The following is a 16,884-nucleotide window of genomic DNA, read 5'->3' on the forward strand; positions in this document are numbered from 1 at the left end:
AAACAACAATCAGGAGGTTCGTTCGTGTTTTCTTTCGTATACAATTTTAGGCATAACATTAGTTTTTTCGATAGAAATCGTTATTTCTGTGTTTTTCTTTCAATCCTTCTTATTACCTTCATCTCTTTCCCGATTTTTGCCAATGCCCATGCATATAGTGCTAGTTACACAAAAATAACAATGGACGAAAAGAAAACGGAGATCGTCTTCACCCTCGATACATTATCCCTTATAGAACTATTACCCGATATTGACCTAAATAAAAACTGGGTACTTGAAAAATCTGAGGTAAAAAAAGAGCAGCATCATATTGAGGAATTAATTACTGAAGGTTTGACCTTGGACAAGAACAACAAAGAAGTGACTCCTAAAGTAGAAACAATGAAGTTAGTAAAAAAAGAAAACAAAGAGTTTCTTTCCACGACGATGACCTTTCCGGCCTTTTCGGCTGGGGATACAATCGTTTATAATGATGGCTTTTATTTTAATGATACGGGGACGAATTATGTTGATTTGATTTCAGCCTCTTTTATGGGACAAACGAGTGAGGCTGTATTACAAGGGAAGGAACGGACTTGGACGATACTTTTAACTGAGGTACAGCAGGAACAAGGTCAGGACCAAACCACCCTGCCTTCGCCTGGCACGGAACAAGATCAAGCCAAGGCAGCTGCGCCAGAACCACAAACTACCACTTCTTCGTGGTTTTCATTTTTCAAATTAGGGATGCTGCATATTATTACTGGCTATGATCACCTATTATTTCTATTTGCCTTGTTGTTAAGAAAACAAACCCTCAAACAGTATATTTCTATTGTCACATCCTTTACATTGGCACACAGCATCACCCTTAGCCTTGCGGTATTAGGTTGGATCACGTTACCTTCTCGTTTTGTGGAAGCCACCATCGCCTTTAGTATTTGTTACGTGGCTATTGAGAATATTTTCCGAAAGGAGATCAGACACCGCTGGGGTATCACGTTTCTGTTTGGTTTAATTCACGGTCTTGGGTTTGCTAGTATTTTAAAGGAAATGGAGATTGCGAAAAGCCATCTTGCTGTTGCATTAGTTAATTTTAACCTGGGGATTGAAGCCGTGCAGTTAGCGATTGTTCTTTTACTATTACCTTTACTTACGTATATTTTCAGATTAAAGATCTCACGTAGATTCGTTCAAATCGGTTCATCGATCATATTTATTTTAGGAGCTATTTGGCTAGTCGAACGAATTATTTCATAGATTTTAAACAGGAAAAACCCCTGAAAAATTTTTTCAGAGGTTTTTTCTGTTTAACTTATTACTTTACGGTTACTTTCTTAGCCTTACTTACATTTCCAGCCTTGTCTACTGCTACGACTTCAACCACTTTGCCAGCTTTTTGTTTTTTGATTGAGATCGAGAACTTGCCATATTTATCAGCTTTTTTAGAACCAATCACCTTGCCGCTCACTTTTACACTGACCGTTGAATAGGCTTCTGCTTTACCAGTTACTTTGGTAGTTTTCACCGTAATTTTATCAACAGATGGTGTGCTTGGAGCTTTTTTATCAATTGCAAACTTGACAGTTGTTTTGTTACCAGCTGCATCCATTACCACTAATGTGTAACTTCCGTCAGTTTTCACTACTTTCTTAGTTGGTATAGCTCTATTATTCAATAATGCTTTACCTTCATTAAAGTTGATGGTTACATCTTTTTTGTAAAGTCCGTTATTTACAACACCTGTAACGACTGGCGCCTTTTTATCAATCGTGAACTTTACGGTTGTTTTGTTGCCTGCTTCATCAGTTACCACTAATGTGTGGACTCCTTCTTTAGCAACAGGCGTTCCATTTCTGAAGGATTTACCATCTAACTTTGCAGTTCCTTCATTAAATTTAACGGTAACGTTTTTATTGTAGATCCCATTATTAACGACTCCGCTTACGACTGGAGCAATTTTATCACCAACTGTAACAGTTGTTGCTTCACTCTTATTGCCTGATGGATCAGTTACCACGACAGTTACTACAGTTTTGGCACCAAGAGCAGATTTTAGAGATACAGAGAATTTACCATCAGCACCAGTTTTTGCAGTGCCTAGAACACCTTTGCTGCTAGATACAGTGACTGTAGAACCAGCCTCAGCAGTTCCAGATACCACTTTATCTTTGTTGCTTACTGCATTTACGACAGCCTTATTCGGAGCAATTACGTCAAGAACGACTGTATAGCCAATTGGACTTAAGTTGAATGATAAATCAACAGAGAATGCGAATATTTGGGTGCCTTCTTTAAGCGGCGCCATTAATGGAACACTGAAATTACCATTAGCATCTGCTGTTAAATGTACCTTCAAATTGAAGCCATTTGTAATGTAAACATGTGTACCAGGTTCTGCACCGTGACCTTTAATTACAGTAGACAAATTGGTTACCGGTTCAAGAACAGGAGCATTTGGATCAGTTACGTCTTTAACAGTTAAGCGAACTTCTTTTACGTTTAGAGCTTTATCCGTAATAGAAACAACAACTTCAGTTCCTGCTTTTTGGACTGGAATCTCTACTGAGAAACTTCCATCTTCAGCAGCAGTGGTTGTTTTACTAATTTCACCAGCTGTTACCGCAACAGTTGCACCAGCTTCAGTTTTACCCGTTACAGTGGTTGATTGGTCTGTTACCTCATTAATGTCAGCAGTTACTTCTTCATCAAGAACAATTCTTCCTTCAATACCTGCAGTGATTGGACCTTCAATTGATTTAATATAGTCTACTAAGGCATCTAAGTCAGTTGTCCAAACCTTACGTTCTTTACCTTGTTTAAGGATTGTGAATCCATCTCCGCCATCAGCCATAAAGTTATTTACTGATACAGTATACTCTGCAGCTGGGTCAATTTTTGAACCATCTGGAAGGAAGATGTCTACAACTTTTTGTCCAAGTGGCAATTTATCGGACCAAGTGTATTTTAAGCCAGAAATTTGCATAATCCGGTAACGGTCTGCTTGGAATTGTTGATTGATTAATGTTCTTACTTGATCTCCGGTAAGCTTTAGGCTGACTACATCATTTCCAAATGGTTGAACGGCGAATAAGTCACCCCAAGTCACGTCTCCGGCCTTTTTGATTTCATCACGAACGCCGCCGATATTCATAAATGCAAACTGAGTACCAGTTTTAGCACGCATACTGTCGGCAATTAGGTTACCCATTGGGGCTTCCCCTGCTTTATTTTGCGTACGTGAAATAGGTGCAGTTACAGTTCCTACAACTTGTTGTGTTTGTGGAGCGATATCAGCTTGGTATTGATCAAGCTCTGCTTTAATCTTTGCATCTGGTGTAATGCTGTCTTTGAAAGTCGATGCTACTTCAGCAGTTTTAGTTACGATATCTTTTGTAATTGGGTCAATGGTAAGTTCAACATCTGAGAATGCTGTACCATAGGAATAAGATTGCACTAATAATTTACCATCAACAGTAGAGTTCAAGTATTTATGGTCATGGGCTCCATAAATTACGTCTACTTCATCATCAATCTCACTAGCCATATCAACCACTTTACCTGTTGGATTCGATCCATTTGTTGCGGAAGTACCAGGGTCATGGGCAAGAACAACGATGGATTCTACACCTTTAGATTTTAACTCTGCTGTATATTTGTTGATTGCTTCTACTTCATCTGTGAACTTAACACCCGCGACACCACTTGCTGTAACAATGCTTGGTGTTTCAGTTGTAACTACACCGATGAAACCAATCTTAACGCCATCTACTTCTTTGATTGCATATGGAGGTAAAATTAATTCACCCGTTTTTTCATCTTCAACGTTGGCTACCACATAATCAAAATTGGCACCTTCAAATGCACCATATTTCTCTTCTGTTTTAGGATGGGCACCACCATTGATTAAACGCTTCATTTCTGCTACGCCTTCATCAAATTCATGGTTACCAATTGTACCTACGTCAATACCGATTTCATTCATGAAACGGATGGTTGGTTCATCTTGTAACAGGGCAGAAACCGGACGGCTTGCACCTACTAAGTCTCCAGCTTGTAACATTAACGTATTTGCAGGGTTAGTTGCTTCTCTTTGCTTTAAGTATGCAGCTAGGTATTCAATACCGCCGACCTCACGATTAGACACTTTGGTTGTATAATCTAATTGACCATGGAAGTCATTGATTCCTAATAATTGAACGTGTACATTTTGATCTAATTCGTATAGTTCGTAACCTGGTTTTGTTGTTGATGAACCAAGAGCATTTACATCCGGTTGTTGACCAAGGTATTCTTTAGCATCCGGATTAGAGTGGAAGACCAACTTCGCTACGCCCCCAACCGGAGCAATTTTCCAGTTGTTATCTGGAACCGGATTGATGGTACCTTGTGCACTAATATAATCCATAAGGATTTGACGATTTTCAAACGGAGAATCCACAACAGGCTTTAAATTCTTCAATTCTGCAAGACCGCCGCTTCCGCCAGCACGATAGTTATTTGTTGCGATGATGAATTTTTGGTCCATCTTAACAGGAGTTCCATCCATCATTCGGAGGTTCACAACACGCTCACCTTTTGGCTTTGTCACGTCAATGTCGTATTTTACCCCATCAATGACATCGTAATTGTAAGGGCGGAAATCATAATCAAGTAAATCTTGCTGCTCCGGATTATTAGGGTCAATTGTATTAAACTGTTTCGCTGATTCTTCGATCCAGCGCTTCACTTGATCACCTGTAATTTCTAGAGCCTTTAAGGTGTTATCAAACAAGTATAAATCAGCTGCACTCTTAATCGTGACATCGCCTTTAGCAATGTTTGTGTAATCGGCTACACCACCGCGGCCGCCTTTAAATGGAGCAGCTGCAGAAAGAACTGGATAATCTTTATATTCTGTATTCGCAATCGCTTTTTTCACATAATCCATTTGAGCATTGTTTACAATTTGTGTGGAGGCGTCATCCATAACACGAGTGAAGAAGCTGTGCATTGGAATATCTGTCGTACCGAGTTTTCCATTAACATATGCCCTTGTTTGGTCGTGAATAGCTTGTGCATCACTTTCAATTGTAGCGTCTGATGCAGTGTCAGCGGAAACTGGACGGTTAACTGATTTAGAATTAGCCTTATCTACAGTCCACTTGCCATTTGCATCTTGTACAAGTGCTAAATCCAGTACACCTAGGTTATTTCCCCAGAAGCCTGCTTCAACTGCTTGTACTCCATTGATTGTACCATTGGTGTTATCAATGCCAGTCTTGCCATTAAATGAAGCATCCCCAGGGAAGTTTACGTGCGCATGCCCGAAAAGCATTGCATCAATGCCAGGTACCTTTGTTAAATCATAAACAGCATTTTCCGCTGCTTCTTGACCTTCTGCAGCAATATCACAGCCTGAGTGAGCAATTGCGACAATAACATCTGCTCCTTCAGCTTTCATTTGCGGGATAAATTTATTTGCTTGGGCAACAATATCTTTAGTAATGACTTTACCAGTTAGGTTATCTTTATCCCACTGCATGATTTGCGGTGGTGCAAATCCGATGACCCCAACCTTAATTACATGTTCATTGCCGGCAGCATCCTTAATGGTTTTGTCTACAATTTTATATGGAGTGAAATAGTTAACATCATTAGTTGAGTCGGAATCGTGGTCATCTTTATAAATGTTAGCGTTTACAATCGGAAATTGGACTTCTTCCTGAACATCCTTTAAGTAATCTAAACCATAGTTAAATTCATGGTTCCCAACGATACCTGCATCATATTTTAAATAGTTCATTGCTTTGTAAATAGGATGGGTTTCATTTGGTCCTAGTTTATTTACTTTTGCTACATAGCTTGCTAGTGGATTTCCTTGAATCGTATCACCAGCATCAAATAGCATCGAGTTATCAACTTCTGATCGTGCTTGCTTTATTAGTGTAGCAGTTTTTGCCAAACCATAATTCGGCACTGCAGCATCCTTGAAATAATCATACGGTAAAACATTAGAATGTAAGTCTGTAGTTTCCAAGATACGTAGTGTAGCTGTATTCCCTGTTCCTTCAGCTTTTGCAGCCTGTGGGAAAATATTCAAAGGAATTGCTGTAAGCGCTAGCGCAGTTGCTAGAGAACTATTAAGCATCCGTCTCTTCATGCTTCTTTTTATCTGTCTCTTCACACTTTTTCCGCCCTTCGACAAAATAATTTGTATTGCATGACTATTCTACTAATTTTTCCAAAAGAATAATAGACCCTTTTTCCATAATTTACGATTTATTCACAAAATATTTTATTGGTTTTCTTCCTTTTAATCTATTGTTTTTAAAGAATCCTCTCCATTTTTTATAGATTATTCATGAAAGAATTATTTCCAATAAATCCAGTAAAAAAATATGTAAGTTTTTGAAATAAATGTATTAAATTTCGATAAGTTCTGATATTCTAAAATATAGTTCAAAATACCGTTGTGGAGGAAAATTTGATGAGAGCTGTAAAAAAGAAAAAGAGAACATGGCTACGCGTAACTGGGATTGTCTTACTTTTATTAATAATCGGGGTGGGAGTTTATGCCTATTCCGTATATAATTCTTTAACAAATGCTGTCGAAACTATGCATCACCCTGTCGATCGTACATCAGAAAAGCGGACTGAGGAAGTATCCTTACAAAACAAACAGCCATTTTCCGTATTACTTTTAGGGGTCGACCAGCGTAAAGGGGATAGAGGCCGTTCAGACACCATGATTGTTTTATCCATTAATCCGAAGCTTAATTCGGTTAAGATGCTAAGTATCCCTCGGGATACACGTACGGAAATTGTTGGAAAAGGAACAGAGGATAAAATAAATCATGCCTACGCATTTGGCGGCGAAGAAATGGCGATGAACACGGTTGAACACTTCTTAGATATCCCGATTGATTACTTTGTAAGAGTGAACATGGAAGGTTTTAAGGATATCGTCGATGCTGTTGGCGGTATAACGGTGAATAATGATCTGGATTTTTCTTATGGAGGCTATCATTTTCCTAAAGGGGAAGTGACCTTGAATGGCAAAAAGGCTCTTGCCTATACTCGAATGAGGAAAGAAGACCCGCGCGGTGATTTTGGCCGCCAAATTCGCCAGCGTCAAATTATTCAAGGGGTCATCAAAGAGGGAGCAAGTCTATCTTCACTAGCCAATTACAGTGATATTTTTTCTGCACTCGGGAAAAATGTAAAAACAAATCTCACCTTTGATCAAATGGTTGCTATTCAAAAGAACTACAAAAGTGTAGTTAGTAACATCGATCAAATGACCATCGAAGGAAAAGGAACAAGAATGAACGGCATCTATTACTACGTCGTTCCCGCTGACGAAAAAGAACGGCTTCAAACAGAAATGAAAACACAATTGGAAACTACTTGAAGATAAAAACAGTCCGCCCAATATTTGGCAGACTGTTTTTTATTATTCATTAATTTCATACCAATATTCATTTCCTAATGAATCACGATATTCGATCAAATAGTAATACCAGGAATATTTTGAAGGTTTGGTATAGACAAGCGTATTAGAACCTGCCTTCACCGTGTATTGCTTTTGGGCAATTTGCGAACTGCCCTCATCATTATAAACATGAACGATAGCCGTTATCTGCTGTTTTGTGTTAATTTTCATCTGTAATTGATCGTTATAAATTTGATCAGAAGCTAAGTGAAAGCTAAAACTATGTGAAACTAACCAGGCTGGGTTACCTGTTGAAGTCATTTTCCCCTTAACAGACTTTTGTCCGTAGGCATTCTTAGCGGTAATGACATAATAATACGTGTCATCTTTTTCATCGCCGCTAAGCCAGCTAAAAGATTGGCTTCCTTCACTTAATACTTTATCTTGTGCTATGGTTTTAATCTTTTGATTCGCTTGATTCAAAATTTCTATCGTCACATTCGCTGGCCGTGAGAGTTTGTAATGGACCTCACTGCCTTCACCTGGATAGAACATGACCACAGCAGGATAACTTATTTCGATTGTATTCAGCTCGACATGGACATTTCCTGCGTAGATTTGAGTGATATTATACTTATCAACGACTTTAATTTTAAACTGATAGGGACCATCGTTAAGCTGGTTGTTGGCATCATCCGTCCCATTCCATGTAAACGAGTGCTGCCCCGCTAATTCGGCTGCATCTGTTTTAATAGTAGATAGGCGTTTTCCGCTTTGATAAATTCCAATTGTCACGTTTCCAGGTTTGTTTAAGGTATAGCCGATGGTCATGGCTCCTTTTGTTTTTAAATAATAATCTTTTCCTGACGCGATTACAGGTACACGCCAGTCCTGCAGGATCAGTGAAGGGCTGTTTATCTTGGTTAAATTTCCAGCCATATCTTTTAACTGAACGAAATAACGGTACGTGCCTTCAGGGACCAGTTGATTTTTATCACTTTTCCCATTCCAATTGGCGGTGAGAGTACCAGTGTTAGCTTTTTTGTTAATTAATTTCTTAATGATTGTCCCTTGTTCATTGACAACATGAACAATTACATATGAGGTTTCTTTTAAATTCATTTTCAAGGTGTTCGTGCTTTTGGTGTCCATTTTAAACAGGGTGGATGATAGTGTTATTGTTCCAGTCGGCCGGACACTGTCCACTGTTAGTTGAACTTTTTTGGTTTTCCCTTTTTTATTGTGACTATCTGTCAATGTCCAAGCGATCTGGTATGTCCCATCCTTCACTAGACGCCCTTTGGTTGTTTTCCCATTCCATACGATTGAATGCTTTCCGGCTGAGATGGTTTTTTTAGATAGAATTTTCTTAACCGTTTTACCGTTTTTATCCGTCACAACAGCAGTTACCTTCACTTTTTGCGTTAACTCATAAGGGATTGTAACCTTCCCACTTACATTCGGAGAATAGGAATAGGTGCCTGACACCAAAATGGCAGGTTTCGTATGATTAACAACCTTAATCATCGTGCTTTTATAGAAGCTGTCGGACCCTTTGGTGATTTTCACTTCTATTTTATAGGTACCAGTCGTAACAAACTTTTTACTTGTTGATTTTCCATCCCAAGAAGCGGAGATTTTCGCTCCTGTAGAGGTTTTATTAGATAGTACCTTTCTTACTGTTTTTCCGTGTGCATCTTTGATTGATAAAGAAACCTTGGTTTTACTTGTTGTTTTAAATGAAAATGCAGCTTTGTTTTTCCCTGTCATGGTATAGGTTTTTGGAGCCGTTATGGTTGAAATCGGTGCAGGTGTATTCGAAACTGCCTTATACGCATCAATTCTTCCATATCCGAAATCTTCATCCCATCCCCTGCTGCCGAGATCAATTGTTGATTTTTTCAGAATGGTTTCTACCTGGCTTGGACTTAAAAATGGGTTCTTCGTACGGACAAGCGCAGCAATTCCTGAAACCATCGGTGCGGCCATCGATGTGCCGTCATATGAAGCATATGTACTTCCAGCTATGGATGAATAAATATCCACCCCTGGTGCAGCAAGGTCTATATATTTTCCATAGTTTGAAAAGCTGGCAATTCGATCGTTTCGGTCAGTGGCACTAACCCCTATCACACCCTTAGATGCGGCTGGGTACATCGGCAAAAACGTACTAGAATTACCGGCCGCAGCCACGAGGACCACACCTTTTGATTTGGCATACTTTGTAGCAGACTCTAGTAAATAACTATAACTATCATCTCCAAGGCTCATATTAATAACATCCGCATCGTGAGCTACGGCATAATAAATGGCTCGGATGACCGTATCGCTACTTGCCAGGTCTCCTTGAAAAACATTAATTGGCATGATTTTTACATCTGGAGCAATCCCAGCAATCCCATACTTATTAAAACTTCCTGCGATAATGCCCGCTACATGTGTAGCATGTTCATCAGGAGCGTAACTGGAAGAACCATTTACGGCATTATAAGGGCTGACAATTTTTCCTTTTATATCTGGGTGATCCTTCTGAACCCCGCCATCAATAATCGCAACGGTAATTTTCGAAGACCCCTTTGTTTTGTCCCATGCTTTAGGCAGTTGGAGTTTGGGAAGGTACCATTGCCGGCTATAACCCGGCTCTTTCGGAAGGTATGCTTTTTTGTACTTATAATTTGGTTCGACTAAAAGAACTTGCTTACTCATTAATAACTGTTTCGCAATCGTGGTTAAATTCGTACCGGGCTTGACTTTAACTAAGGAGAAATCCTGGTCATCTAATGGAGTTTCTTCTTCTACATCCACTTGTTTCAGTAAATCCTCCCGTTCCGTTTGTGTTGTATCTGGCGCAAATTGGACGATTAGTTCTTCGGTAATGTATTCCGTTTTCTCCTTAAATACCACATCTGGATCGATTTTCTTTGGATGGGCATTAATCCCATCAGCACTGGCGTCCGAAGACATAAAAAGTAAGCTGAGAACCATCAGACTCAGAAACCAAATATATTTCACAAGTAAACCTCCATTATGATTATTTCACTTAATATGCCATTCTATTTATGAATCATTTTATCATTTCGTTGATAGATTAGGTGCAATAGAAGAATATTATTTCTTCACTAGTTACCCTAAGTAGAGAAAATAATATTGTAAAATAATTCCAAATTAAATAATCATCCACTCCACACAGACAAAAACGTAGTTTTTGTCCACAAACGGTGCCTGACACCAAATTAATAACTCATTATTACTAAATGACACCTTAATATAACGAATTTGTCATGAAACTAGTAAGCTATTGAAATATTTGTGTAATATTATTGTGGTAACTTTTATATAACAGTAGAAAGGGGTTTTAGTTATGAAGAAATTCCTCGTCATGTTTGGTTTGGCAGGTATGATATTATTTGGAAGTAATCACGACGCATCCGCAGCATCCAATACATATAAAGTTAAGAGTGGCGATTCACTTTATCGTATTGCAAAAAAATATAAAGTCTCAGTAAATACATTAAAAAAATGGAATAACCTTAAATCAAATACGATTCACCCGAATCAAAAGTTAAAGGTGTCTGGCACAACGGCTAGTAAACCTGCTAAGAAGGCCACAACTACTACAACGAGCTCAAAGAAGCAAAAAGTAGTAAAAACAATTACTGTTAGCGCTACTGCTTATACAGCAAATTGTAAAAGATGTTCTGGTATCACTGCTTTAGGTTTAAATTTAAAGAAAAACCCAAAACTTAAAGTCATCTCTGTTGACCCTAAAGTCATCAAATTAGGCACGAAGGTTTATGTTGAAGGGTATGGCTATGCGATCGCCGGTGACACGGGCGGTGCGATAAAAGGGAAAAAGATTGATATCTTCGTTCCTTCTTATAAGAAAGCTATTCAATGGGGAAGAAAAACAGTGAAAGTTCAAATTCTAAAATAAACAAAGTTAAGTCCCAGGTGAGTTCATTCACTTGGGACTTTTTATATTAATCTACAATAAAAGAACAGCACCCGAATCACGAATGATCGAGTGCTGTCTTCCTTCTCGGCGCCATTTATTTCTCGGCACTTAAAATATTAAACTGGCATTGGCACCTTTGTAATAGTGAAATTCACTGTTGTCTTATTTCCAGCTGCATCAGTTACAACTAAAGTATGTGGTCCCTCTGTAGAAACTACCGTTCCTGATGTAAATGCATTCCCATCTAATGTTGCTTTTCCCTCATTAAAGCGGATGGTAACATCCTTGTCATAAGTTACGTTATTCTCTACTCCCTTAACTACTGGTGTTGTTTTATCAATGATAAATACCACCGTTCTCTTGTTCCCAACTGCATCTTTTAGAACTAATGTATATTTTCCAGCCGTTTTAACAACATAGCCTGTTTTAACTGCTTTTCCATTCAATGTTGCCGTTCCTTCTTTAAAAGTGAGCGTTACATCTTTATTATATATAGCATTATGGTTTACTCCACTTACCACTGGTGCTGTTTTATCAATGGTAAACACAATAGTTGTTTTATTACCAGCCGCATCTTTTACCACTAAAGTACGTTTTCCTTCTGTTTTAACTACATATTTTGAATTAATTGCTTTCCCATTTAATGTGGCCTTTCCTTCATTGAAGGTAATCTTAACATCTTTATTGTAAGTTTTATTGTTGATTACTCCACTTACAACTGGAGCTGTTTTGTCTTTTACAACTATTGTTTTGGTTTTACTGATGTTACCTGATGGATCCTTCGCTGATAAGTATAGTTTTTTCCCAGCTTTTTGTTTAGGGATTTTCACCTTGAATTTCCCTTTTGAGTCTGCTTTTTTAGTATATTTTTTAGAGCCAATTTTAACTGTAACTGTTGCACTCTTTTCTGTTACGCCCGACACTTCACTTGATTTATCAGAAACAGCAGTTACTGATGGGAACGTTGGAGCTTTGATGTCGATGTTTTTAAAATACGGTTTTGCTAGTTGATTAAAGGTTTTTTTCGAGGTAGTAATACGGACTTTCGCCCCGATTTTTACCTTGCTGAAAAGTTCAATTACCTCTTTATTATGCATCCGGATACATCCACCCGAGATATATTTTCCAATCGAACTTTCATCACTATTTCCGTGTATTGCATATGGGTAACCGCCATTTTCTTGTTTGCTTAACCCCAACCAGCGTTTTCCAAGTGGATTACGAGGATCGCCGCCAGGAATATTATGTTTATAATAAGGTCTATTTTTAATCTTTTCCCTTATGTAAAAAGTTCCTTCTGGTGTTAGTTTAGATGTTCTGCCTGTTGCAACATTGTATGTTTTTACTAATTTACCATTCTCATAAAATGCTAGTTTATTGATCTTTTTATTAACAATAATCAGTTGCTTCTTTGATATGGTGCTAGCCTCAGCTTGTTGAGCCTGAGGAAAAACAGAAAAACCTAAAAATAAGATAATAAATCCAATCAAAATACGCCTTAACACAAGTGAACCCCCCTGTAATTTCCATTTATATTACTACAATATTACAATATTACTACAATACCATAATTAATGTTTTAATAGAAACAGATAAACCTTATATTTATTTCGGCAAAATCCAACAAACTTTTCACATCCTATAGAAGTTACAAACTATGATGTAAAAGATGGTGCCTGACACCATTGCAGAAATATCGCCATTTCTCGGGAAATACCTTTCAAAATTTATAATAAATGGAGAAAATATGGATTTTTTGTCGCTTGATGTAGTAGGATAGTAATAGATTCTCAATAAACCATACTAGGTAAATTGGAGGGCAGAAAGGTGCTCACAACCGCCCAACAAAAAGTAAAGCAAGAACTAGAAGAATTGCAGATTTATGCCCTTACCCATCCAAACAATAAACCAGTGATTTCCCGCAAAAGGCGTTCTAATAAAAAATGGATGCTAACGATAACGGCGATCATTCTGTTGATAATGACTTGTATTCTTTTATTTAAAGTGGATTGGAATCAAAACGAAATAAGCGTAACATCCTACTTAACTAATATTCATAATTACAACGAACAAAGTGAACAGATACTAACCGGCTTCCTCACAGGTAATAGTGAAAATCTAGAGCAAAGTAAAGTCCAACAAGAGAAACTATTAATAAAAGTAACAAACCTAAAGTCGGATGATAAATTTCATGAATACCATCAGGATATCATCACTGTTTTCAAGCATCGTCTCGACATGATGGCCTCCTTTAAGGACCCCAGCCATTCCGACCAAGTGCAAATAAAAAGATCATTAATCGAGCTAAGTGTGATACAGGAATTAGCTAGGGATAGTTTGATCAAAGGTTTGGAGCAGGAAAAAATCAAGTATAAACAAAAAGAAAATGGGACCATTCAATACTGGATAAACTCCAAATCCTATTCTCTAAAAAATTAAAAGAAAAGAGGCCGCCGCAATACGGAAGCCTCTTTCCTTTTATTCTACCTTTTGCGACAACCCTTCCAACTGTTCTTCCTGAACTGTGACAATCTGTTGCAAGGATCGTTTTTGATGTATTTTTCCAAAAATAACAAGACACACATGAATCAGTAAAATACCCAACGTAAAATATTCCACTGCATAATCGATATAGGACCATGAGAGTGTAGCCGTTATGTCATATACAGCATGGACAATAACCGTCAACCAAAGGTTCCGCGTCCATAAAAGAATCACCCCAAACAAAAAGCCCATATTGGCGAAGGTTACGATCGCCCCGATGCGATTCGCCCATGGCTGTTCAGTATCGAGTGTATGATCAATCCCGAAAAGAATAGAAGTGATAAACAATGCTGCCATAAGGAAAACATCCCTTGATCCCCTCTCCCAGCGCCGTGGAAACACCTGTTTAAAAACAAAAAGCAATAGAATCATATAAGCAAGCCGCCAAACTTCTTCCAGGCCAGCTAATAGATCATTATAAATATCCGTACCAATCGAATCTATTTTTCCAAAAAAGTCCCCTATCGTTTGCTCTTGAAGGGCAGGAACTTCCGATTCATTCCCATCCCCATCAATGACCTGCGACTCCTTGTACTCTTGAACATATTGATTATAATCCTCGTTAAAATCTTCAAAAGTAAGACTTGAATAGACATTAACAAACGAGCTTCCCAGGAAAAAAATCAAAAAGGCTCCAGTGAATTGAAGCATATGCTGGCGCGGACTTTTTAGATGAGCCCGCTCGCCTCCAAGCCTGCCATAAAGCTTCCAGCCGATAAAAAACGAGGATACCATGACCGCATCATATAATGTACTGGCCAAATAGCTGTAACGAGTAAGATAGAGGAGAATTTCCGCACCAAATGTGACAATAAGTATGGAAAATAGTAGTTTTTTTGAAATCGGTTTGGTTAAATTTGTTGTCATCCCCATCATTCCCTACCTGCAAAATTTCGCGGAGAAATCCCGTTTCCCCCTTACCTGCCCAAAATCTTTACTGCAATGATTCCCAACGCATTCATAAAAAGCAGGAATAAGAAACAGAAAACCGTCCACTTCCATTTTCTCGTCACGAATTAATCCCCTCATTTTCATAATAGATGTTAGTATTAATTTAGCATATTAATAGTTAATAAGCATCCATATTATTTTTCCAAGTAATCAGAAAGTTTCAGTGATTTTTCATGTCGGGCTAACATATGCTTGTACAAGCAATCATAGATAAGTCAGTATATTATTTCCCATTAATCTTTTAAAAAGTTAGGAGTCTTGCTCAATGAAACGTATTGTTCCTATCATTATTTTAATCGTGCTTATCTATGTTTTAGCAACAACAAATCCTAAACGTTCTGCCTATATCGACTGGGTTAATCACAAGACAATGGATAAATCTTCGAGCTTGATTGAAAAAGGAGTTTTATCTCTAGCAGGGGAATCTATTTTCGATGCCGGAACTACACAGAAAGACTATTTTATTTTCACCATCTACAAAACTGACTTTTCCGAAGTAGGATTTGGAACCGTTACATCGATTGGCATCTTTAATAGATTTATCACCATCTCTAGTAAAGAATAATTGCTACTTAAAGGCCGGTCTCTTTCGGGACTGACCTTTATTGTAGTGGAAATTGCCGGTGCCTGACACCAATGCGAAAATTGTCGACAATTAATTCATCTCTTTTTTTACAATAATACTTAGGTTATCTATGGTTCTGATGTAAAATGTATTATATAACGAACAGAACTTTCTCATTAAACAACAATACTTATTCCTATCTTTGGAGGTTAGATAGATGGTAAAAAATATAATAAGATATTTTTTCATGTTTATACTTATTCTTATTCCGATCTTTTCCAGTGTTGCTCTCCATGCAGATGCAGTGGAAGGCCCAGTATATTCCGCTTCTCAAATGGAAGGTGTTCTAGTCGTAGATGTCAGTAAATCCATGCTCACTAGTGATCCAAATAAGGTAAGTAACGAAGCAATGAAGATGTTTATAGATATGTCTTCACTTAATCGGGACAAAATTGCGGTCATTTCATACTCTGATGAGGTCCGCAGCAAGAAAGACCTCGTCAAAATCGGTACAGAAAAAGACAAAGAAACCTTAAAAGCCCACATTGATTCTCTCAAAAAATATCCTGCTACTGATATCTCCGTAGGAGTCAAAGAGGCAGTCAATGTCCTTAATAAAAACCATGAAAAGAACTATCTTCCCATCATAGTATTACTCGCAGATGGTAACAATGATTTGCTGTCAAATAAGGGCAAAACGATTAAGCAGGCCGATGATGACCTTGCTCAGGCAGTGACTCAAGCTAAAGCACAGAGATACCCGATTTATGTAATTGGCTTAAACGCTAACGGGAAGCTTAATAAGGAGGTCCTCCAAAACATTGCCTCAAGGACTAACGGGAAATTTTTCGAAACAAGTAATGCGAATGATTTACCCGGAATCCTCCGTGAAATATTCGCCAATCATTTAAAGTTAAAAGTAGTTCCTGTAAAAGATCTATCTGCAAAAGAAGAATATCAGGATATTATAATAAAAATTCCGAATGAGAATGTTCTAGAGGCAAACATTTCACTTGTATCAAACAAACCAGTGGAACTCAAAATTTACGATCCAGCAGGAAAGATGTATCCCCTGCCTTCGGACAAAATCCTGTTATCAAAATCGAAGAACTACTCCATTTTAAAATTATTGAATCCTGTCAAAGGGGATTGGGTCCTTAAAGTAAAAGGCTTTCCAAAAGATAAAATTGACATTAAACTTGTTTTTAGCAATAATTCACAGACGACCGTGGCCCCACTTTCAAAGAAAATGGAGAGAAATACGCCTGAACTTAAAACTAGCGCGACAGATATTCCACACGCAAAAGAAGGGCAGCAGCGGTATCCGTGGATTTATATTATCCTTACGGTGGCGGGGGCTATACTTCTGGTAACGCTTATCTTGATTTTTATTGCAAAAAAAAGGAAGGAAAATCGTGGCTTTAGTGGTCAAATTGTAGTGGAAATCGAAGATGGTAATACAGAGGAACGTACAGA

Annotated in this window: 10 protein-coding genes (1 of these 10 running past the window's edge); 6 read left to right on the forward strand and 4 right to left on the reverse strand. The window is 38.0% G+C overall.

The genetic code is table 11. The features are described from left to right. Positions 1-24: 24 nt before the first annotated feature. The gene (locus AC4QJR_RS24620; protein WP_496524501.1) at positions 25-1,239 is read left to right on the forward strand and encodes a HupE/UreJ family protein; all 1,215 of its coding nucleotides are present in this window, start codon (positions 25-27) and stop codon (positions 1,237-1,239) included. A 58-nt stretch (positions 1,240-1,297) separates the two neighbouring features. Here AC4QJR_RS24620 and AC4QJR_RS24625 read toward each other — a convergent pair whose 3' ends face one another. Beyond that, positions 1,298-6,121, reverse strand: coding sequence for a bifunctional 2',3'-cyclic-nucleotide 2'-phosphodiesterase/3'-nucleotidase (locus AC4QJR_RS24625; protein ID WP_496526738.1), 4,824 nt, complete (start codon positions 6,119-6,121; stop codon positions 1,298-1,300). 327 nt (positions 6,122-6,448) lie between these two features. Here AC4QJR_RS24625 and tagU point away from each other — a divergent pair, with 327 nt between their 5' ends. Further along, positions 6,449-7,372 carry a polyisoprenyl-teichoic acid--peptidoglycan teichoic acid transferase TagU gene (gene tagU, locus AC4QJR_RS24630; protein ID WP_496524502.1) on the forward strand — a complete coding sequence of 308 codons (924 nt, stop codon included), beginning with the start codon at positions 6,449-6,451 and terminating at the stop codon, positions 7,370-7,372. A 42-nt stretch (positions 7,373-7,414) separates the two neighbouring features. Here tagU and AC4QJR_RS24635 read toward each other — a convergent pair whose 3' ends face one another. Next, positions 7,415-10,405 carry a S8 family serine peptidase gene (locus tag AC4QJR_RS24635; protein WP_496524503.1) on the reverse strand — a complete coding sequence of 997 codons (2,991 nt, stop codon included), beginning with the start codon at positions 10,403-10,405 and terminating at the stop codon, positions 7,415-7,417. A 349-nt stretch (positions 10,406-10,754) separates the two neighbouring features. Here AC4QJR_RS24635 and AC4QJR_RS24640 point away from each other — a divergent pair, with 349 nt between their 5' ends. Continuing rightward, complete coding sequence (locus tag AC4QJR_RS24640; RefSeq protein WP_098576207.1) at positions 10,755-11,327, forward strand: 3D domain-containing protein; 573 nt, start codon at positions 10,755-10,757, stop codon at positions 11,325-11,327. Positions 11,328-11,464: 137 nt separating this feature from the next. On the opposite strand, the gene AC4QJR_RS24645 is transcribed toward AC4QJR_RS24640, so the two are convergent. Continuing rightward, complete coding sequence (locus AC4QJR_RS24645; protein WP_375375293.1) at positions 11,465-12,853, reverse strand: L,D-transpeptidase family protein; 1,389 nt, start codon at positions 12,851-12,853, stop codon at positions 11,465-11,467. A 322-nt stretch (positions 12,854-13,175) separates the two neighbouring features. On the opposite strand from AC4QJR_RS24645, the gene AC4QJR_RS24650 reads away from it, so the two are divergent. Beyond that, the gene (locus AC4QJR_RS24650; protein ID WP_496524504.1) at positions 13,176-13,787 is read left to right on the forward strand and encodes a hypothetical protein; all 612 of its coding nucleotides are present in this window, start codon (positions 13,176-13,178) and stop codon (positions 13,785-13,787) included. 39 nt (positions 13,788-13,826) lie between these two features. On the opposite strand, the gene AC4QJR_RS24655 is transcribed toward AC4QJR_RS24650, so the two are convergent. Continuing rightward, on the reverse strand, positions 13,827-14,759 hold the full coding sequence (locus AC4QJR_RS24655) for a CPBP family intramembrane glutamic endopeptidase (RefSeq protein WP_375375295.1): 933 nt from the start codon (positions 14,757-14,759) through the stop codon (positions 13,827-13,829). Between the two features lie 349 nt (positions 14,760-15,108). Here AC4QJR_RS24655 and AC4QJR_RS24660 point away from each other — a divergent pair, with 349 nt between their 5' ends. Then, a complete protein-coding gene (locus AC4QJR_RS24660) occupies positions 15,109-15,408 on the forward strand; it encodes a DUF4359 domain-containing protein (protein ID WP_251458323.1) in 300 nt (99 codons plus the stop codon). A 217-nt stretch (positions 15,409-15,625) separates the two neighbouring features. After that, positions 15,626-16,884, forward strand: the 5' portion of a protein-coding gene (locus tag AC4QJR_RS24665) for a vWA domain-containing protein (protein ID WP_251458326.1). Its footprint extends 271 nt past the window's final position; 1,259 of the gene's 1,530 nt are visible here — the first part of the coding sequence; the start codon lies at positions 15,626-15,628; its stop codon lies off the right edge, out of view.

Source organism: Neobacillus sp. BP17 (genome assembly GCF_059579525.1).